Here is a 17554-nt window from a genome sequence, read left to right on the forward strand (position 1 = left end):
GATCGAACCGCGACCCCCGAGCGGGGTTGCGGCCCTACCCTGGTCGCATGCGCAAGTCGAGTCTGCCGCCGGGCGCGGTCCGGGTCTCCGACACCCTGATCTCCCGGGGGCACCACGGCGTGATCCTGACCCGCCCCGAACCCATCGACACCGCCGAGGACGCCGCGCGCGCACTCGGCGTCGACCCCGGCGCCATCGTCGAAGCGCTGGTCTACCTGCTCGACGACGAGCCGGTGCTGCTGCTCGTCGGCGGCGCGCGCCCGGTGCACCTGGAACGCACCGCGGCGCGGCTGGAGGGCACCCTCGCCCCGGCGCCCGAGGCGCTGACCAGGGAGGTCACCGGACAGCCCGCGGGCGGGGTGGCGCCGCTCGGGCACCCGACGAACCTCTCCACCTGGGTGGACACCGCGCTCGCCGGGCACCCGCAGCTGTGGGCGGCGGGCGGGCACCCAGGCACGCTGTTCCGCACCTCGTTCACCGAACTGGTGCGGATCACCGCCGGACAACCGGTCGATATGAGCTGAGCACGCGTACGTTCGTTGCTGTGAGTGCACCACGTTCCGACGGCATCACCGCCGACCAGTACCGCGCCTCCATGCGGCACTACCCGGCGGGCGTCACCATCGTGACGCTGCGGGCCGCGCACGGCCCGGTCGGCTTCACCGCCACCTCGTTCGCCTCGCTCTCCCTCGACCCGCCGCTGGTGTCGTTCAACATCGCGCACACCTCGTCCAGCCTGGCGGCGCTGCTCGCCGCCGAGTCGGTGGTGATCCACTTCCTCGGGGCGCACCAGCGGGAGTTGGCGCAGCGGTTCTCGCGCAGCGCGGCGGAGCGGTTCGCCGATCCGGCGCTCTGGGCCGAGTTGGAGTCCGGGGAGCCGGTGCTGCACGGGACCCCGCTCTGGTTGCGGGCCGAGGTGCACCAGCGGTTCGACATCGGGGACCACACCTTCGTCGCCGGGCTCGTCACCCGGGTGCACGACGAAACGCAGGAATCCGCGCCCGCGGCGCCGCTCCTCTACTACGACGGCCGCTACCACCAGCCCACCGAACTCGGCTGAGATGGCAGGCCGGACCACGGCGATGGTCCGGCCGGCCCGGCCCTCCTCCGACTCGGGCGCAACCGAGTCGAGGCGGCCGCTTACGGCCCCGATGCCGGGGTCAGAACCCGGCGCAGGGCGCGGCGCCGAAGGCATCGGCGCCGAGGGGGCGGGTCTCGGGGACCGGGCTCCAGGCCCCGCCCTCGGCGGCGTAGGACCACGCCGACTCCCCGCGCACCAGCGTGTGCAGCGCGGAGATCAACCGGTCCACATGCTCCACAGTCGTCCCCACCCCGACGCTGGCCCGCAGCGCGGCGGGCAGACCGAGCCGCTCGAGCAGCGGGTGCGCGCAGAACCGCCCGTCCCGCACCCCGATCCCGTGCTCCGCGGAGAGGTACGCGGCCACGTGCCCCGGCGCGAACCCGTCCACCGTGAACGCCACGATCCCCACCCCCTCCCCGCTGTCACTGAAGATCCGCGGCTGGGAAACCCCGGGCACCCCGGCAAGCCCGTCCCGCAACCGCTCGGTCAGCGCCCGCTCGTGCGCCACGAACCGCTCCTCCGGAATCCCGGCCAGCGCGTCGCAGGCCGCGGCCACCGCCGCCGCCCCGAGCACATTCGGCGACCCGCCCTCGTGCCGCTGCGGCGCGGGAGCCCACTCGGTCTCCGTCACCGAGACGGCGCGAACGGCACCACCCCCGGCCAGGTACGGCGGCGCCGCGTCCAACCAGTCCCGCCGCCCGACCAGCACCCCGGCCCCGAACGGCGCGTACAGCTTGTGCCCGGAGCACACCAGGTAGTCGATCCCGGTCTCGCGCAGCGAGATCCGGCGGTGCGGCGCGAGCTGCGCGGCATCGACCAGCAGCCGCGCCCCGCACCGGTGCGCGATCTCGGCCAGCTCGCGCAGCGGAAGCAGCTCCCCGGTGACATTGGAGGCGCCGGTCACGGCGAGCAGCGCCGCGGGCTTGCAGCAGAGCTCGGCGACCAGCCTGCGCAGCGTCTCGGCGACGGTGTCGGCCGCGGTCACCACCCGGCGCCCGCCCGCGAGCCAGGGCAGGAAGTTGGCGTGGTGCTCGATGTCGAGCACCACGGTGTCGCCGGGCACGCAGCCCGCCAGCAGGTTCAGCGAGTCGGTGGTGCCGCGGGTGAAGACGACCACCTGGTCGTCCTCGGCGTCGAAGAACGCGCCGACGGTGCCGCGCGCGCTCTCGTAGCACTCGGTGGAGACCCGCGAGGCGTACCCCGCCCCGCGGTGCACGCTGGCGTAGTACGGCAGCAGCGCCGAGACCCGCTCGGTCACCGCGGCGAGCGCCGGAGCGCTCGCGGCGTAGTCGAAGTTCGCGTAGCCGACGGCGCCGCCCTGCACCAGCGGGACCACGAGGTCGTCGCCCGAGGTCGCCGCGAGCGGGGCACAGGTCGGTTCGAGAACAGCGGTCATCACGTCATCCCAACGGTCGGGGACCCGCAACGAGAGAGGTGTCGAGTCCGCGCTTGCCGCGTCCGGTCGGACGGCGGCCCGGTCGTCACCCGGAGCACCCCACCGCGGAGGAGGGTTGCCGACCAGCAAGCCGGGGCTGAACGCTGGCACTCATGACCTGCCGAAGAGCGTGACAAAGCCGGACCGCGGTTGTCAAGCACCGCTCCGGCGAAGATCACTCCCCCGCCGTGGCGCGGTCCCCACCAGCCGGAAGGCGCGGGGTGAACGCGGGGTGAACAGCGACGCACCCGCTCGACCTGCGCAAATACGCGTCCGGCCGAGTAGCGTGGACAACCGGTCGCCACCGGGTTCGCCCGCTGGTAACCCGGACATGGCAGAACGAGCGGGAAGTGTGGGCACTCGATGAAAGGTGGTGGGGACGTCATGGTCCGACCACAGCTCCATCCGGCGGATCTCGACCCCACTGCCCCCGGCTCGGCGCCACCCGGAACGGCCACGCTCCCCGACCCGCTGCGCCGCGGCGCGCTCGCCGCACCGCAGCGCACACTCGTCGACATCGTCACCGCTACCGCCCAGGAATTCCCGGACGCCGCCGCCATCGATGACGGCGACACGGTCCTCAGCTACCTGGAACTGGTGGTCGAGATCGAAGCGGCGATGAACCGGCTCGCCGAGGCCGGGGTGCGCCGCGGCGACCGCGTCGGCATTCGGCTACCGTCCGGCAATCGCGAGCTGTACGTCACCATCCTGGCGGTGCTCTACTGCGGCGCGGCCTACGTCCCGGTGGACGCCGACGACCCCGAGGAGCGCGCCCAGCTGGTCTTCGGCGAGGCGAAGGTGGCCGCCATCGTCACCGCCGACGGCATCCGACCCGGCACCCGGGATGCCGCGCCCGCCGACGACGCCGACTGGGCATCGCTGCCCACCCCGGACGACGACGCCTGGATCATCTTCACCTCCGGTTCGACCGGCACCCCCAAGGGCGTCGCGGTGACGCACCGCAATGCCGCCGCCTTCGTCGACGCCGAGGCCGAGCTCTTCCTGCCGGACGAGCCCATCGCCCCCGGCGACCGGGTGCTCGCCGGCCTCTCGGTCGCCTTCGACGCCTCCTGCGAGGAGATGTGGCTGGCCTGGCGCAACGGCGCCTGCCTGGTCCCGGCCCCGCGCGACCTGGTGCGCACCGGCGCCGACCTGGGGCCGTGGCTCATGCGGCGCGGCATCACCGTTGTCTCCACCGTGCCGACGCTCGCCGCCACCTGGCCCGCGGAGGCGCTGGACGGCGTCCGGCTGCTCATCTTCGGCGGCGAGGCGGTGCCGCCGGAGCTGGCCGAGCGGCTGGCCCGCGACAGCGACCGCGAGGTCTGGAACACCTACGGCCCCACCGAGGCCACCGTCGTCGCCTGCGCCGCCCGGCTGACCGGCGAGCCGCCGGTCCGCATCGGGCTGCCGCTGAACGGCTGGGACCTGGTGGTGGTGAACGCCGACGGCAACCCGGTGCCCGAGGGCGAGACCGGCGAGCTGGTGATCGGCGGCGTCGGCCTGGCCCGCTACCTGGACCCCGCCAAGGACGCGGAGAAGTACGCCCCGCTGCCAACGCTCGGCTGGGACCGCGCCTACCGCAGCGGCGACCTGGTGCGCAACGAGCGCGAAGGGCTGGTCTTCCTCGGCCGCGCCGACGACCAGATCAAGCTCGGCGGCAGGCGCATCGAGCTCGGCGAGATCGACAATGCCCTGCAGCACCTGCCCGGCGTCACCGGCGCCGCGGCGGCGATCCGCACCACCAAGGCGGGCAACAAGATCCTGATCGGCTACCTGACCGGCCCGGACACCGACTACGACCTGCGCGCCGCCCGCGCCACGCTGGCCGAGCAGCTGCCCGCGCCGCTGGTGCCGCGGCTCGCGATCGTCGAGGACATGCCGACCAGGACCTCGGGCAAGGTCGACCGCAATGCCCTGCCCTGGCCGCTGCCGAACGCCGCCGAGGACGACCCGGAGAACGAGCTCACCGGCACCGCGCTCTGGATCGCCGGGATCTGGGACTCCATCCTCGGCGCCGAGATCACCGGCCCCGACGCCGACTTCTTCGACCTCGGCGGCGGCTCGCTGGCGGCCGCGCAGCTGGTCACCGCGTTACGCGAGCGCTACCCCACGGTCGCCGTCGCCGATATCTACGACCACCCGCGGCTCGGCGCCATGGCCGAGCTGCTGGACGAGAGCACGCCCGCGGTCGCGGTGGTGGACCGCACGGTCCGCCCGACCCCGCGCTCGGCGCAGCTCGCCCAGGTGCTCGCGACCGTCCCGCTCACCACGCTGACCGGGCTGCAGTGGCTGACCTGGCTGGCGATCGTCGGCAATGTGGCGGCGTGGTCCGGCTCGCTGCCCTGGCTGCCCGCGCTCTCCTGGTGGTGGACGCTGGTCGCCTTCGTGCTCTTCATCTCGCCGCCCGGCCGGATGGCGCTCTGCGTCGTCGGGGCGCGCACGTTGCTGGCCGGGTTGCGGCCGGGCAGCTACCCGCGCGGCGGCTCGGTGCACCTGCGGCTCTGGGCCGCGGTCCGGCTCTCCGAGGCGTCCGGCGCGGAGAACCTGTCCGGCGCGCCGTGGATGGTCCCGTTCGCCCGCGCGCTCGGCGCGAAGATCGGCCGCGGCGTCGACCTGCACAGCCTGCCGCCGGTCACCGGCATGCTGGAGCTCGGCGACGGCTGCAGCGTCGAGCCCGAGGTCGACCTGGCCGGGTACTGGATCGACGGCGACGTCGTGCACATCGGCCCGATCGTGGTCGGTGCGGGCGCGGTGGTCGGGTCCCGCTCGGTATTGCTGCCCGGTAGCAAGATCGGCCGCGGCGCCGAGGTGGCGCCCGGCTCCGCGGTGGCCGGAAAGGTGAAGGCGGGCCAGGAGTGGGCGGGGTCGCCCGCGAGCAAGGTCGGCAAGGCGCGGCACCGCTGGCCCGCCGAGCGCCCGGACCGGGCCGCGCACTGGGTCGCGATCTTCGGCGTCTCCTCCATGGGGCTGGCCGCGGTGCCGATCATCGGCCTCGCGGCAGGCGGGCTCTTCCTGGCCTGGATGATCCGCGACACCACCACCCTCGGCCAGGGCGCGCTGCGCGCCTTCCTGCTGCTGCCGCCCGCGGTGCTGATCAGCCTCGGCGTCTACGCGGCGATCACCATCGTCGCGGTGCGGCTGCTCGCCATCGGGTTGACCGAGGGGTACCACCCGGTGCGCAGCCGGGTCGGCTGGCAGGCGTGGTCCACCGAGCGGCTGCTCGACTCGGCGCGCACCTTCCTCTTCCCGCTCTACGCCAGCCTGCTCACGCCGATCTGGCTGCGGCTGCTCGGCGCCAGGATCGGCAAGAGCGTCGAGGCCTCGACGGTGCTGCTGCTGCCCAAGTTCACCACCGTCGCGGACGGCGCCTTCCTGGCCGACGACACCATGATCGCGGGCTACGAGCTGGGCGGCGGCTGGCTGCGCATCGGCGAGGCCAAGGTGGGCAAGCGCGCCTTCCTCGGCAACTCCGGGATGACCGCGCCCGGCCGCCGGGTGCCGAAGAACAGCCTGGTCGCGGTGCTCTCCGCGGCGCCGTCGAAGGCCAAGGCGGGTTCGTCCTGGCTGGGCAGCCCGCCGGTGCGGCTGCGCCGGGCCGCGGAGAACGCCGACACCACCCGCACCTTCGACCCGCCGCCGCGGCTGCGGCTGGCCCGCGCCGCGGTGGAGACCTGCAGGCTGATCCCGGTGCTGGTCACCTTCGCCATCGGCCTCGGCGTGCTCTTCGCCCTCGCCGCGCTGGCCCGCGGCATCGGGCACCTGGCGACCGCGCTGCTCAGCGGCATCGTGCTGATGGTCGCCGGTGCGGTGGCGGGCGGGATCGCGGTGCTGGCCAAGTGGCTGCTGGTCGGCCGGATCGGGCAGGAGGAGCACCCCCTGTGGAGCTCGTTCGTCTGGCGCAACGAGGTCTCCGACACCTTCGTGGAGACCGTGGCGGCCCCCTGGTTCGCCCGGGCCGCGACGGGTACCCCGGTGATGATTCTGTGGCTGCGCGGACTCGGCGCCAAGATCGGCCGCGGGGTATGGTGCGAGTCCTATTGGCTGCCGGAGGCCGACCTGGTGACGCTCGGTGACGGCGCGACGGTGGAGCGGGGGTGCGTGGTGCAGACCCACCTCTTCCACGACCGGATCATGGCGATGGACACCGTCGTGCTGGCGGAGGGCGCCACCCTCGGCCCGCACTGCGTCGCGCTGCCCGCCGCCACGCTCGGGGCAGGCGCGACCGTCGGCCCGGCCTCGCTGGTCATGCGCGGCGACACCGTGCCCGCCTCCACCCGCTGGTGGGGCAACCCGATCGCTCCGTGGTACCTGAACGACCCCGGGACGGTGTGATGGGCGGCAAGTTCTACGACGCCCCCATCGACGAGTACCTCCCGCAGAACGGCAACCGGGGTTACCGCGTCTCCCGGTACGAGCTGGAGCTCGGCTACCGGGTCGCGGGCAACCGGCTCACCGGCCGGGCCGTGATCACCGCCGTCACCACCGAGGTCCGCGACCGCTTCGCGCTCGACCTCTCGCAGGCCATGCGGGTGACCAAGGTCTTCGTCAACGGCGCCAAGGCCGCGCGCTACGTGCACCAGCACCACAAACTCGTGGTCACCCCGCAGCAGCGGATCCCGGCGGGCGGCGTGCTCTCCTTCGTCGTGCAGTACGGCGGGGTGCCGCGGCCGGTGCGCGGGCCGTGGGGCGAGGTCGGCTGGGAGGAGCTGACCGAGGGCTCGCTGGTCGCCAGCCAGCCGAACGGCGCCGCCTCCTGGTTCCCCTGCGACGACCACCCCAGCTCCAAGGCCAGCTACCGCATCGCGGTCACCACCGACTCGCCGTACTACGCGCTCGCCAACGGCACCCTGGTCCGCAAGCAGACCAAGGCCAGCCAGACCACCTGGGTCTACGAGCAGCCCGAGCCGATGGCCTGCTACCTCGCCACCATCCAGATCGGCCACTACCGCAGGCACCGGATCGGCCCCGCGCACGCGCCGGTGCCGATGGACGCCGTCGTGCCGACCCGGCTGCGCGCCGCCTTCGAGCACGACTTCGCCAGGCAGCCGCAGATGATGCGGCTCTTCACCGACCGCTTCGGCCCCTACCCCTTCGCCGGCTACACCGTCGTGGTCACCGACGACGAACTGGAGATCCCGATCGAGGCGCAGGGCATCTCGATCTTCGGCGCCAACCACTGCGACGGCAGGCGCACCGCCGAGCGGCTGGTCGCGCACGAACTCGCGCACCAGTGGTTCGGCAACAGCGTCACCATCCGGCAGTGGCGCGACATCTGGCTGCACGAGGGCTTCGCCTGCTACGCCGAGTGGCTCTGGTCCGAGGAGTCCGGCGGGCCCGGCGCCGACCGGATGGCCCGCGCCGCGCGGCACAACCTGGCCAGGCAGCCGCAGGACATCGTGGTCGGCGACCCCGGCGCGGCCAGGATGTTCGACGACCGGGTCTACAAGCGCGGCGCGCTCGCCCTGCACGCGCTGCGCCTCGAACTCGGCGACCGCGCCTTCTTCGCGCTGCTGCGCGAGTGGACCGCCCGCTACCGGCACTCCTCGGTGATCACCGAGGACTTCACCGACCTGGCCGGACACTTCACCACGCTCCCGCTGCGCCCGCTCTGGGACGCCTGGCTGCACAGCGCGGCGCTGCCGCAGCTACCGCCGCTCGGCGGGGTTCAGGGCGCCAGGTAGCGGGCCGCCAGCTCCTCGATCAGCGGATCGTCGTCGGCCACCGCGTCGAGGTCGATGAGATCGGTGCGCACCGCGTTCTGCCTGGTGTCGTCGTGCTCGGGAGAAGGGGTGCCGTCCTCCGCGAGCTGGCGCTCCAACTTCTCCCGGATCCGGGATTTCAGCGTGTCACTCATACCGGGGGCCTTCCCCGGGAGGGCCGCCGCGAATCTAGACGGGGGCGAGCCAGCCGCCCCACGGCGAGTTGCGCAGCACCGTGTAAACCGTGAGCAACCCGAGGAATGCCCAGAGCATCCACTTCTCCAGCCGGGGCAGCCGCACCGCATCGCCGCGCCAGGCCCGGCGGGTCCAGTCGGCCACCCACAGCACGAAGGCCAGCACCAGCGGCAGCACCAGAAAATTGCTCTGCAGCGAACCGACCACGTCGCCCTCGGTGAGCAGGTGCGTGCCGCGCAGCCCGCCGCAGCCCGGGCAATACCACCCGGTGAGCGCGTAGACCGGGCAGATCCCGTAGGAGCCCTCGACGTGCGGATCGCGCAGGTGCAGCAGCACGGCGACGCCGATCCCGGCGCCCGCGACGGCCAGCGGCGCGACCACTCCGAGCCTGCTGCGGGTAGCGGTAGTCACAGCGCCCAACGGTAGCGCACCGGGTACCCGGCGGCCCGGCACCGTAACGGCCCGACGGTTTTGGCCGAACCTCACAAAAGGCCTGCTTCAATCGTGCGCAATATATCCAGCGTCCAAAACACGTTCAGGGCTCTGAATTCCGGGTATAAACGCTGCACGAGCAAGGATTTCCCGCGTGGAGCGCTTGCTCTGGCAAGCACCCTGCTTGCAGCGTATGGTGTGGCGGTAGACACAAAGGAGTGTGCTCGCATGCTGGTCAAGTCGATGCGGACGGTCGCCGGGCTCCGCGGATCCGAACCCTTCACCGCCGCCTACCGCGCCGCGCTGCGCTCGCGCACCTACGGCTCCGCCTCCCTGAACCGGCCGACGGTCGAGCCGGACGACTTCCCGGTCACCACGGTCGACGGCGCCAAGCTCCGCGTCCACGCCTACGGCCCCGCCGATGCCGACGCCATCGTGCTCATCCACGGCTGGAGCTGCTGCATCGAGTACTGGAACCCGCAGATCAACGCCTTCGCCGAGAACTACCGGGTGATCTCCTACGACCAGCGCGGCCACGGCGACAGCGGCCTCGGCCGGATCGCCCCCAGCGGCGAGACCCTCGCCGACGACCTCGCCACCGTGCTCGACGCGACGCTGCGGCCGGGCCAGAAGGCGCTCCTGGTCGGGCACAGCATGGGCGGCATCACCATCCAGGCCTGGGCCCAGCGCTACCCCGAGCAGGTCGCGCGCCGCGCGGCGGGCGTCATCCTGGCCAACACCGCGTCCAGGGACATCAAGAACGAAACGGACCTGCTTCCGCTGCTGAACAAGCAGCTCTCGGTGGGCGGCAACCCGCTCACCCTGCTCGGCGCCGCCGTCCGGATGCCCATGTTCGTCGCCGAGGCGCTGCTCTTCGCCCCGCTCCCGGTACCAGACGTCTGGCCGGTCGGGCTCGCGCTCAAGCACCGGGTCATGACGAGCAAGGCCACCGACGAGCAGGTCTCCTTCGCGCTCGGCGTCGTCCGCTCCTGCCGCCCGCTCTCCCGCGGCCTGCACGCCGCCGCGCTCGCCGAGCTCGACCTCGGCGAGGCCGCCGCGCACCTGGCCGCGGTGCCGACCACGGTGATCGCGGGCGAGCACGACAAGCTGCTCCCCGAGCGGCTCTCCCGGCCGATCGTGCAGCACATCGTCGAGGCGGGCGGGACGGTCGACTACCAGGTGTGGCCGACCGGGCACCTCGGCAATGTCGAGGAGGCCGAGCGGTTCAATGCCGAGATCGCGCGGATGGCGGGGGCCTCTCGCGGGGTCGCGGCGGTAGCCGGCTGATTCTCGTTCCAGCCCAATGAATTACGGGCTTACAGGGGGCTCGCCCGGAGCTAGCCTCGATGGATGAAGGTCGAGATCGGTGAGTTGCAGCGGCTGCTGAGCGAGGTACGGCGGGCGCAGAGTTCGCTCGACCACGGGGTGCAGTTGTTCGGCGGTGGGCGGACCGCCATGCCGCGGAGGATCAGCGTCGGCAATGGCGGGCCGTTCCCGGTGGCGGAGATCCCGGTCGGCAATCGGAACCCGTTCGGCAATACGGCGGCAGGAAAGACGCTGGTCAGCACGCACGCGTCCACCTACGGCTCCGGTGAGCAGGCGCTCGGGGCCTTCGCGAGAACGGTCGACGCGGACGGTGAGCGCCTGGAGCTCGCCATCCTGCTCTACCGCACGATGGACGCGGACAATGCCGAGAACCTGCTGGCGCAGAATCGGAACGGGCTGCGGGTGCTGAGCACCCACCTGACCGTTGACAGCGACGGCCACGAGCAGGATCAGGTCGGCCAGATCAATACCCTGATCGACCTGGCCGGCGGCCCGGATCAAGGCAATACCCTGGTCAACGGTGATTTCAACACGAATCGGGATCGGGATTACCCCGGAGCGCACGCCATCGACGGCTTCACCGCGCAGGGCTTCGACCCGGACGCCGGGCGCATCGCGGACGGGCAGGGCGGCACCTCGGCGAGCAATCTGCCCATCGACTACGTGATGCCGCGCGGAGTGGCCACCTCCGACGCGGAGCGCTGGGATCGAGATTTCTCCGACCACGACGGGCAGCGGGCCGACGTGACGCTGCCCGCCTGGTGACCGGGGCTATTCGAGCTCGACCTCGACCTCGATGACCGAGCGCCCCTCGTCGCCGGGGCCGAGGTCGGTGACGGAGGTGCCGGTGGCCGAGACGCCGTCCCTGGTGCGCACGACGACGACATTGCCGAAGTCGTTCGTCTTCCACGGCCCCTCCAGATTCGCCTTGTTCGAGCCCTGCCCGAAATTCACCTCCCACTTCTCGCCCGGGGCAGCGTGCGCGTTCAACTCGTTCTGGAGAACCTGCGCGTCGTCGCGGAAGACCTCCTGCAGCGTGGCGATATCGATGTCGCCGATCTGGAGCCGCTGCGCCAGCCCCCGGATGTCGTCGTATCGGAAAGCCGGCGGAAGCGGCATCCGGTTCCCTCCCCCGCCCTGCTGAATGTTGTAGTTCAGCATCCGCAGGGTGCGCCCCGACCACGCGTCGGACCAGCCATCCAGCTTGTCCATCGCGGACCGCAACACCGCGATCGACCCGTCCAGCTTCCCGTCCACCCTGGAGCGGATCTGGGTGTAGGTGCTCACCAACCCGTTGGCCAACTCCACCTGCTCGTCGTCCTCCGGGAAGAGGTCGACCCGCCCGTCGACCCCGGTCACCGTGCACCGGACCCGGCTCGCGACCGCGGCGCGCGCGTCGTCCAGCAACCCCTGGTTGAACCGCAGCACGTCGATGCAGCCCCGGAGCGCCCCGGCCACCGCACCCGCCGTCTCCGCGCAGTCGTCCAGATCGGCCACCAGCTTCCGCCGGTGCGCGTCGTACCGATCCGCCGCCGGACTGTCCCACTCGCCCCCGCCGATCACCCGCCCGGCCGCGCGCGTCATCGTGTCCGCCGCCCACGACAGCTTCTCGACCTGCGCTTTCCACGCGGTTTCGAAGGCCTCCAGCTGCCCGAGGTCGGCATCGAGGTCCCACACGCTGACTACGCTTCCCATAGAAGAACGTTGGCGTACACCGATGGCCCGCTCAAGCCGGTAGAACTGATGGCAAGCACCGAGACCGAAGGAACCCGAGTGACCGATCCCTTCCCTGAAGCCGAGGTGGCGGTCCGCTGGGGCCGCACCGGCGACCACCGCTTCCCCGCGGCCGCCGAGGTGGACGGCCGCTGGTGGGTCGTGCGCCAGAACCCCTTCCCCGACCACGAGATGTACACGCTCTTCGTGGACGGGCAGGTCCGGTTCGATTTCAGCGATGCCCCCGAGGCGTGGACCGGGCTCCGCACCGGCCTGCGCCGGCTCGGTCGCCGGTCGATTCGCGCCGCGCTCACCCCGGTCCGCCCGTTCGCCGTCTACGGCAGCGAGATCGGGCAGCCCTGCGACAACCCCTTCTGCTGCGCCCGCTGAGAACCTAATTCTCCTACAGCACACCTTTCACCTGCGTCGATACACCGCAAGGTTGACTGCGCCCTGCCGTCATGAAAATCTGTAGCTCAGAAATGAGAATGTAATTCTCACGGAGAGGACTACTGATGGCCAAAGCGCTTGCGGCAGAGGTCTCGACCTGGCCCGAGGACAACCCGCAGCTGATCGGTAGCCGGTGCGCCGCCTGCGCCGCCACCACCTGGCCGCGGCAGTCGCGCTGCCCCCGGTGCAGCGGCCCGGACATGGCCGACCTGCTGCTGCCCCGCACCGGCACCCTGATCGCCTGGACCACCCAGGGCTTCGTGCCGAAGCTGCCCTACGCGGGCAAGGAGAACGCCGACAACTTCCAGCCCTTCGGCGTCGGCCTGGTCCAGCTCGGCGACGACGTGCGGGTGGAGACCAGGCTCACCGAGTCCGACCCCGAGGTGCTGCGCTTCGGCATGGACGTCGAGCTCACCTTCGTGCCGCTGTACACCGACGACGCCGGTGAAGAAGTCATGACCTGCGCCTTCCAGCCGGTTCAGTGAGGAGATCGACAATGAACGACGTCGCCATCATTGGCGTGGGGCTGCACCCGTTCGGCCGCTTCCCCAAGACCGCCATCGAACTCGGCGCCGAGGCCATCCAGCTCGCGCTCGCCGACGCCGGGGTGCAGTGGAAGGACATCCAGTTCGGCTTCGGCGGCAGCTACGAGGTGAGCAACCCCGACGCCGTCACCCGCCTGGTCGGCCTCACCGGCATTCCCTTCACCAACGTCTTCAACGCCTGCGCCACCGCCGCGAGCTCCATCGAGCAGACCGCGGAGGCCATCCGCTCCGGCCGCTACGACATCGGCATCGCCGTCGGCATGGACAAGCACCCGCGCGGCGCCTTCACCGACGACCCGGCGAAGCTCGGCCTCCCCTCCTGGTACGCGGAGAACGGCCAGTTCGTCACCACCCAGTTCTTCGGCATCAAGGCGAACCGCTACATCCACGAGCACGGCATCTCGCAGCGCACGCTCGCGATGGTCGCCGCCAAGAACTTCCGCAACGGGGCGCTCAACCCCAATGCCTTCCGGCGCAAGCCGATCTCCGAGGACGAGATCCTGAACTCGACCATGCTCAACTACCCGTTGACGCAGTACATGTTCTGCTCCCCCGACGAAGGCGCCGCGGCGGTGATCATGTGCCGCGGCGACCTCGCCGCCCGCTACACCACCAAGCCGATCTACCTGCGCAGCAGTGCGATCCGTACCCGCCGCTACGGCGCGTACGAGGTGCACAGCACCTGGGCCGCCATCGACGAGGACGTCTCGCCCACCGTCTACGCCTCCCGCGCCGCCTTCGAGACGGCCGGTATCGGGCCGGAAGATGTGGACGTTATCCAGTTGCAGGACACCGACGCCGGTGCCGAAGTCATCCACATGGCGGAGAACGGGTTCTGCAAGGACGGGGAGCAGGAGAAGCTGCTCGCCGAGGGGGCGACGGAGATCGGCGGCCGGTTGCCGGTCAACACCGACGGGGGGTTGATCGCCAACGGCGAGCCGATCGGGGCGTCCGGGATTCGGCAGGTGTACGAAATCGTGCAGCAGTTGCGCGGAACCGCAGGGGAGCGGCAGGTGCCCGGGAACCCGAAGGTGGGGTTCGCGCAGGTCTACGGCGCGCCCGGCACCGCGGCGGCGTCGGTGCTCACCACCTGATCTCAGGAACGATGTCGGCCCGGCCGTCCGCGACCGGGCCGAATTCGTCCCTGCGGGAGAATCGCAGGGTGGAGACCTACCTGTGCGCATTCTGCGGCGCCTCGGTCGCAGTGCTGGCACCCGCGATTCCGCTGGGCGCCGCGCTGGAAGGTTGAGTGCCTGCAGAGCGGCTGATCGAGGCGATCAACCTAGTCGGTCGAGGGCCGCGTGATGCCGAATACCGTAGCGACGGACTGCCAGAACAGTGGGACAGCCGCATCGACCGGGCCGATGACCTGGCCGGGATGGACATCCGAGAAGCGCTCGATGACCACGGTGCCGTCGGCCACCGGGACCAGCGATCCCGGCGCACGGACGACGACCTCCTCGATCGGCGCTTCGGACACCGGCCGGGCCGTGACGATCAGGTCGTGCATCGACATCGTCACTGCCAAATCCTGATCGCGGCCGGAGCGCAGCACGCTGTCCACAATGTCGCTGAGGTGCTGGAACGGGGAATGCCGATCGGACAACCCGCTGTAGAAGTGCGCAACCTTTCAGCGGCAGCAGTTGGGGTCGAGTACCACACACAGCGCGGACAGGGCTTCGCGGCGGGCTTGGTGATAGGTGTTCATACCCCGGCGTTCGGAGACGATCAGCCCGGCTTTGCGGAGTTGGGTGAGGTGGTGGGAGACGGTGGACTCGCCCAGGGCGACAGCTTCGGCGAGTTCGCCGCTGTTGCGCTCCCCCTCCGGGTCGCTGAGCAGGATGGACAGCAGCCGCACCCGCACCGGGTCGGCGATGGCCTTGAGCCGCAGCGCGATCGCCAGCGCGGTGTCCTCATCGACCGGGGCGGCGGCGACCGGGGCGCAGCAGACCGGGGCGGTCGTGTCGATCACGGGCAGCGTCTTGGGCATATCCGAAGCCTACCCACCTTCTTGACATATGTCGAACTCTTCGCGCAGACTCGACCCCGCAAGTTCTTCGACATACATCACACAACCTCACGGAGGTGGCGGCCATGTCCCGTATCCAACTCGCCCTGAACGTCGACGACCTCGACACCGCGATCGGTTTCTACTCCACCCTGTTCGGCACCGGCCCGGCCAAGCGCAAGCCCGGCTACGCCAACTTCGCCGTGGCGGACCCGCCGTTGAAGCTGGTCCTCATCGAGAACCCCGGCCAGGGCGGGCAGCTCAACCATCTCGGGGTCGAGGTCGAGTCCTCCGAGCAGGTGCATGCCGAGATCGCCCGGCTCTCCGGGGCGGGGCTGTTCACCGAGGAGCAGATCGCGGCCACCTGCTGCTTCGCCACCCAGGACAAGGTGTGGGTGACCGGCCCGAACGCCGAGCGGTGGGAGGTCTACACCGTGCTCGCCGACACCGAGCACTTCGGCGCCGACACACCGCCCTCGACCGACGCGGTAGCGGTGTGCTGCGGCACCCGCGCAGAAGCGGACGCCGAGGGTGCCTGCTGCGGCAGCGATGCCAAGGCGGAGGCAGTCGCCTCCGGCGCCTCCTGCTGCTGACGCCCGGCCCATCGGCGGCATTCCGGCCCCGACTTGCCCCTCTGATTCGATATCGATCAATATCGATACATGTCGAATCAATCCGGTCCGGGGCCGGTGCCGTTCAGCACGGGGTGCGAGTCGGCACCCGTGACCCGTTCTCCGTTGTCAGCGGACGCGGCGGGCTCGGCGGCGGTGGTCTTCAAGGCGCTGGCCGACCCGGTCCGGCTGCGGCTGCTGAGCGCAATCGCCGTCAGGGCAGGCCAGGAGGCGTGCGTGTGCGAGGTCTCGGCGGGGCTGGAGCTGGCCCAGCCGACGATCTCGCACCACCTCAAGGTGCTGCGCTCGGCCGGGCTGCTGGTCAGCGAGCGCCGCGCCTCGTGGGTCTACTACCGCCTGGTCCCCGCCGCGCTGACCGGGGTCGCCGAGCTGCTGCTGACCGAGGCCGGAATCGAGGTCCCGGCATGAGCACCGGCACCGAGCAGCACGCGGTCGTGGGGCGGCTGTCGCGGTTGGACCGGTTCCTGCCGCTGTGGATCGGCGCCGCCATGGTGGCCGGGCTGCTGCTGGGCCGCTGGGTCTCCGGCCTCGGCGATGCACTCGGCGCGATCGAGATCGACGGCATCTCCCTGCCCATCGCGGCCGGGCTGCTGATCATGATGTACCCGGTACTGGCCAAGGTCCGCTACGACCGCCTCGACACCGTCACCGGCGACCGCCGCCTCCTCGCCGCCTCGCTGGCCCTGAACTGGCTACTCGGCCCCGCCCTGATGTTCGCCCTGGCCTGGATCTTCCTGCCCGACCTGCCCGAGTACCGGACCGGGCTGATCATCGTCGGGCTCGCCCGCTGCATCGCCATGGTCATCATCTGGAACGACCTCGCCTGCGGCGACCGCGAAGCCGCCGCCGTGCTCGTCGCCCTGAATTCGATGTTCCAGGTCGTGATGTTCGCGGCCCTCGGCTGGTTCTACCTCTCGGTCCTGCCCGGCCGGCTCGGCCTCGAACAAACCGGAATCGACGCCTCACCGTGGCAGATCGCGAAATCGGTGCTCATCTTCCTCGGCATCCCCCTCCTCGCGGGCTACCTCACCCGCCGCCTCGGCGAACGCGCCAAGGGCCGCGACTGGTACGAGACCCGCTTGCTCCCCAAGCTGGGCCCGTGGGCGCTCTACGGCCTGCTGTTCACGATCGTCATCCTGTTCGCCCTGCAAGGCGCACAGATCACCGCCCGCCCCCTCGACGTCGTTCGCATCGCGATCCCGCTGCTGGCCTACTTCGCGATCATGTGGGGCGGTGGCTACGCACTCGGCGCCGTACTCGGACTCGGCTACGCCCGTACCACCACGCTGGCCTTCACCGCCGCGGGCAACAACTTCGAACTCGCCATCGCCGTCGCCATCGCGACCTACGGCGCGACCTCAGGCCAAGCGCTCGCCGGCGTCGTCGGCCCGCTCATCGAAGTCCCCGCCCTCGTCGCGCTCGTCTACGTCTCGCTCGCCCTCCGGAACCGCTTCGCCTCGCAGAACGGTGCTACCGAGCGAGTTCCGTCATGACCGTCACGACACCGTCGGTGCTGTTCGTATGCGTGCGCAACAGCGGGAAGTCCCAGATGGCCGCCGCGCTGGCCCGCCGGGGCGCCGCCGGACGCATCCGCGTCGCCTCGGCAGGCACCGACCCCGGCACTGTCCTGAACCCCATCTCCGTGCAGGTCCTCGAAGAAGTCGGCATCGACCTCGACGGCGAATATCCCAAACCGATCGACCTCGGCACCGCCGCGCACGCCGACCTCATCATCGTCCTCGGGCGCGAAGCTCACATCGATCCGCCACCCGGCACCACGGTCGAGCGCTGGGACACCGACGAACCCTCCGAACGCGGCATCGAAGGCATCGAGCGCATGCGCCTGATCCGCGACGACATCACCGCCCGCGTTCACGACCTTCTCGACTCGCTCGACTGAACCCGTCGAGCGGTAGCAAGGGAGATAATGGAGCCGCCTGGGGGAATCGAACCCCCGACCTTTTCATTACGAGTGAAGCGCTCTACCGACTGAGCTAAGGCGGCGTGCCTCTCGGCCAGGGAAGTCTATCGTCCCCGG

At 71.0% G+C, this 17554-nt stretch carries 19 protein-coding genes, 1 tRNA gene and 1 riboswitch; of the genes, 13 read left to right on the forward strand and 7 right to left on the reverse strand.

Annotated features, from left to right (window positions below; all coding sequences use genetic code 11):
• Positions 1–47 precede the first annotated feature (47 nt).
• Both ACFUUZ_RS12980 and ACFUUZ_RS12985 read left to right on the forward strand, forming a co-directional pair.
• Positions 48–524, forward strand: a complete 477-nt coding sequence (locus ACFUUZ_RS12980; protein ID WP_378695594.1) for a YbaK/EbsC family protein — start codon at positions 48–50, stop codon at positions 522–524.
• A gap of 71 nt (positions 525–595) precedes the next feature.
• Entirely contained in the window at positions 596–1060 is a 465-nt protein-coding gene (locus tag ACFUUZ_RS12985; protein WP_378695699.1) for a flavin reductase family protein, read from the forward strand.
• Positions 1061–1160: 100 nt separating this feature from the next.
• On the opposite strand, the gene ACFUUZ_RS12990 is transcribed toward ACFUUZ_RS12985, so the two are convergent.
• Positions 1161–2477, reverse strand: coding sequence for an aminotransferase class V-fold PLP-dependent enzyme (locus tag ACFUUZ_RS12990; RefSeq protein ID WP_378695596.1), 1317 nt, complete (start codon positions 2475–2477; stop codon positions 1161–1163).
• A 44-nt stretch (positions 2478–2521) separates the two neighbouring features.
• A riboswitch (SAM riboswitch) is annotated at positions 2522–2635 on the reverse strand.
• Between the two features lie 265 nt (positions 2636–2900).
• Here ACFUUZ_RS12990 and ACFUUZ_RS12995 point away from each other — a divergent pair.
• Positions 2901–6848 (forward strand): Pls/PosA family non-ribosomal peptide synthetase, encoded by a 3948-nt coding sequence (locus ACFUUZ_RS12995; RefSeq protein WP_378695597.1) that lies wholly within the window; start codon positions 2901–2903, stop codon positions 6846–6848.
• Complete coding sequence (locus tag ACFUUZ_RS13000; protein WP_378695598.1) at positions 6848–8197, forward strand: M1 family metallopeptidase; 1350 nt, start codon at positions 6848–6850, stop codon at positions 8195–8197. The genes ACFUUZ_RS12995 and ACFUUZ_RS13000 overlap by 1 nt, the downstream gene beginning before the upstream one ends.
• On the opposite strand, the gene ACFUUZ_RS13005 is transcribed toward ACFUUZ_RS13000, so the two are convergent.
• Both ACFUUZ_RS13005 and ACFUUZ_RS13010 read right to left on the reverse strand, forming a co-directional pair.
• Positions 8182–8370 carry a hypothetical protein gene (locus ACFUUZ_RS13005; RefSeq protein ID WP_378695600.1) on the reverse strand — a complete coding sequence of 63 codons (189 nt, stop codon included), beginning with the start codon at positions 8368–8370 and terminating at the stop codon, positions 8182–8184. The two genes, ACFUUZ_RS13000 and ACFUUZ_RS13005, sit on opposite strands and share 16 nt — an antisense overlap.
• 34 nt (positions 8371–8404) lie before the next feature.
• On the reverse strand, positions 8405–8821 hold the full coding sequence (locus ACFUUZ_RS13010; protein ID WP_378695602.1) for a DUF2752 domain-containing protein: 417 nt from the start codon (positions 8819–8821) through the stop codon (positions 8405–8407).
• A 249-nt stretch (positions 8822–9070) separates the two neighbouring features.
• Between ACFUUZ_RS13010 and ACFUUZ_RS13015 the strand changes: the two genes are divergently transcribed.
• Together ACFUUZ_RS13015 and ACFUUZ_RS13020 are read left to right on the forward strand one after the other, a co-directional pair.
• Positions 9071–10129: an alpha/beta fold hydrolase gene (locus ACFUUZ_RS13015; protein ID WP_378695604.1), complete on the forward strand. Its 1059-nt coding sequence runs from the start codon at positions 9071–9073 to the stop codon at positions 10127–10129.
• A gap of 63 nt (positions 10130–10192) precedes the next feature.
• Positions 10193–10933, forward strand: coding sequence for a hypothetical protein (locus ACFUUZ_RS13020; RefSeq protein ID WP_378695606.1), 741 nt, complete (start codon positions 10193–10195; stop codon positions 10931–10933).
• A 6-nt stretch (positions 10934–10939) separates the two neighbouring features.
• Here ACFUUZ_RS13020 and ACFUUZ_RS13025 read toward each other — a convergent pair whose 3' ends face one another.
• Positions 10940–11863: a hypothetical protein gene (locus ACFUUZ_RS13025; RefSeq protein ID WP_378695608.1), complete on the reverse strand. Its 924-nt coding sequence runs from the start codon at positions 11861–11863 to the stop codon at positions 10940–10942.
• Between the two features lie 78 nt (positions 11864–11941).
• Here ACFUUZ_RS13025 and ACFUUZ_RS13030 point away from each other — a divergent pair, with 78 nt between their 5' ends.
• The 3 genes from ACFUUZ_RS13030 to ACFUUZ_RS13040 all read left to right on the forward strand — a co-directional run bounded on the left by ACFUUZ_RS13030 (position 11942) and on the right by ACFUUZ_RS13040 (position 13970).
• Complete coding sequence (locus ACFUUZ_RS13030; protein ID WP_378695610.1) at positions 11942–12271, forward strand: hypothetical protein; 330 nt, start codon at positions 11942–11944, stop codon at positions 12269–12271.
• Positions 12272–12396: 125 nt separating this feature from the next.
• Positions 12397–12816, forward strand: a complete 420-nt coding sequence (locus ACFUUZ_RS13035) for a Zn-ribbon domain-containing OB-fold protein (RefSeq protein WP_378695612.1) — start codon at positions 12397–12399, stop codon at positions 12814–12816.
• A gap of 11 nt (positions 12817–12827) precedes the next feature.
• Positions 12828–13970, forward strand: a complete 1143-nt coding sequence (locus ACFUUZ_RS13040) for a thiolase family protein (protein ID WP_378695614.1) — start codon at positions 12828–12830, stop codon at positions 13968–13970.
• Positions 13971–14158: 188 nt separating this feature from the next.
• Here ACFUUZ_RS13040 and ACFUUZ_RS13045 read toward each other — a convergent pair whose 3' ends face one another.
• Positions 14159–14431: a hypothetical protein gene (locus ACFUUZ_RS13045; RefSeq protein WP_378695615.1), complete on the reverse strand. Its 273-nt coding sequence runs from the start codon at positions 14429–14431 to the stop codon at positions 14159–14161.
• Positions 14432–14506: 75 nt separating this feature from the next.
• The gene (locus tag ACFUUZ_RS13050) at positions 14507–14866 is read right to left on the reverse strand and encodes an Rv2640c family ArsR-like transcriptional regulator (protein WP_378695617.1); all 360 of its coding nucleotides are present in this window, start codon (positions 14864–14866) and stop codon (positions 14507–14509) included.
• A gap of 104 nt (positions 14867–14970) precedes the next feature.
• Here ACFUUZ_RS13050 and ACFUUZ_RS13055 point away from each other — a divergent pair, with 104 nt between their 5' ends.
• From ACFUUZ_RS13055 to ACFUUZ_RS13070, 4 genes are all read left to right on the forward strand, one after another.
• On the forward strand, positions 14971–15477 hold the full coding sequence (locus tag ACFUUZ_RS13055; protein WP_378695619.1) for an ArsI/CadI family heavy metal resistance metalloenzyme: 507 nt from the start codon (positions 14971–14973) through the stop codon (positions 15475–15477).
• A 69-nt stretch (positions 15478–15546) separates the two neighbouring features.
• Positions 15547–15924, forward strand: coding sequence for an ArsR/SmtB family transcription factor (locus ACFUUZ_RS13060; protein WP_378695621.1), 378 nt, complete (start codon positions 15547–15549; stop codon positions 15922–15924).
• The gene (gene arsB / locus ACFUUZ_RS13065; RefSeq protein WP_378695623.1) at positions 15921–17009 is read left to right on the forward strand and encodes an ACR3 family arsenite efflux transporter; all 1089 of its coding nucleotides are present in this window, start codon (positions 15921–15923) and stop codon (positions 17007–17009) included. Before ACFUUZ_RS13060 ends, arsB begins: the two co-directional genes overlap by 4 nt.
• The gene (locus ACFUUZ_RS13070; protein ID WP_378695625.1) at positions 17006–17416 is read left to right on the forward strand and encodes a low molecular weight phosphatase family protein; all 411 of its coding nucleotides are present in this window, start codon (positions 17006–17008) and stop codon (positions 17414–17416) included. The genes arsB and ACFUUZ_RS13070 overlap by 4 nt, the downstream gene beginning before the upstream one ends.
• A 28-nt stretch (positions 17417–17444) precedes the next feature.
• Here ACFUUZ_RS13070 and ACFUUZ_RS13075 read toward each other — a convergent pair.
• Positions 17445–17520 (reverse strand) — tRNA-Thr (locus ACFUUZ_RS13075).
• Positions 17521–17554 lie beyond the last annotated feature (34 nt).

The organism is Nocardia sp. NPDC057353, assembly GCF_042667085.1.
Classification (GTDB): Bacteria; Actinomycetota; Actinomycetes; order Mycobacteriales; family Mycobacteriaceae; genus Nocardia.

Bases quoted from the DNA above. Each gene is read 5' to 3' on its own strand.
- ACFUUZ_RS12980 (WP_378695594.1), top strand. From the start codon at position 48: ATGCGCAAGTCGAGTCTGCCGCCGGGCGCGGTCCGGGTCTCCGACACC.
- ACFUUZ_RS12985 (WP_378695699.1), top strand. From the start codon at position 596: ATGCGGCACTACCCGGCGGGCGTCACCATCGTGACGCTGCGGGCCGCG.
- ACFUUZ_RS12990 (WP_378695596.1), bottom strand. From the start codon at position 2,477: ATGACCGCTGTTCTCGAACCGACCTGTGCCCCGCTCGCGGCGACCTCG.
- ACFUUZ_RS12995 (WP_378695597.1), top strand. From the start codon at position 2,901: ATGGTCCGACCACAGCTCCATCCGGCGGATCTCGACCCCACTGCCCCC.
- ACFUUZ_RS13000 (WP_378695598.1), top strand. From the start codon at position 6,848: ATGGGCGGCAAGTTCTACGACGCCCCCATCGACGAGTACCTCCCGCAG.
- ACFUUZ_RS13005 (WP_378695600.1), bottom strand. From the start codon at position 8,370: ATGAGTGACACGCTGAAATCCCGGATCCGGGAGAAGTTGGAGCGCCAG.
- ACFUUZ_RS13015 (WP_378695604.1), top strand. From the start codon at position 9,071: ATGCTGGTCAAGTCGATGCGGACGGTCGCCGGGCTCCGCGGATCCGAA.
- ACFUUZ_RS13020 (WP_378695606.1), top strand. From the start codon at position 10,193: ATGAAGGTCGAGATCGGTGAGTTGCAGCGGCTGCTGAGCGAGGTACGG.
- ACFUUZ_RS13025 (WP_378695608.1), bottom strand. From the start codon at position 11,863: ATGGGAAGCGTAGTCAGCGTGTGGGACCTCGATGCCGACCTCGGGCAG.
- ACFUUZ_RS13035 (WP_378695612.1), top strand. From the start codon at position 12,397: ATGGCCAAAGCGCTTGCGGCAGAGGTCTCGACCTGGCCCGAGGACAAC.
- ACFUUZ_RS13040 (WP_378695614.1), top strand. From the start codon at position 12,828: ATGAACGACGTCGCCATCATTGGCGTGGGGCTGCACCCGTTCGGCCGC.
- ACFUUZ_RS13050 (WP_378695617.1), bottom strand. From the start codon at position 14,866: ATGCCCAAGACGCTGCCCGTGATCGACACGACCGCCCCGGTCTGCTGC.
- ACFUUZ_RS13055 (WP_378695619.1), top strand. From the start codon at position 14,971: ATGTCCCGTATCCAACTCGCCCTGAACGTCGACGACCTCGACACCGCG.
- ACFUUZ_RS13060 (WP_378695621.1), top strand. From the start codon at position 15,547: ATGTCGAATCAATCCGGTCCGGGGCCGGTGCCGTTCAGCACGGGGTGC.
- arsB (WP_378695623.1), top strand. From the start codon at position 15,921: ATGAGCACCGGCACCGAGCAGCACGCGGTCGTGGGGCGGCTGTCGCGG.
- ACFUUZ_RS13070 (WP_378695625.1), top strand. From the start codon at position 17,006: ATGACCGTCACGACACCGTCGGTGCTGTTCGTATGCGTGCGCAACAGC.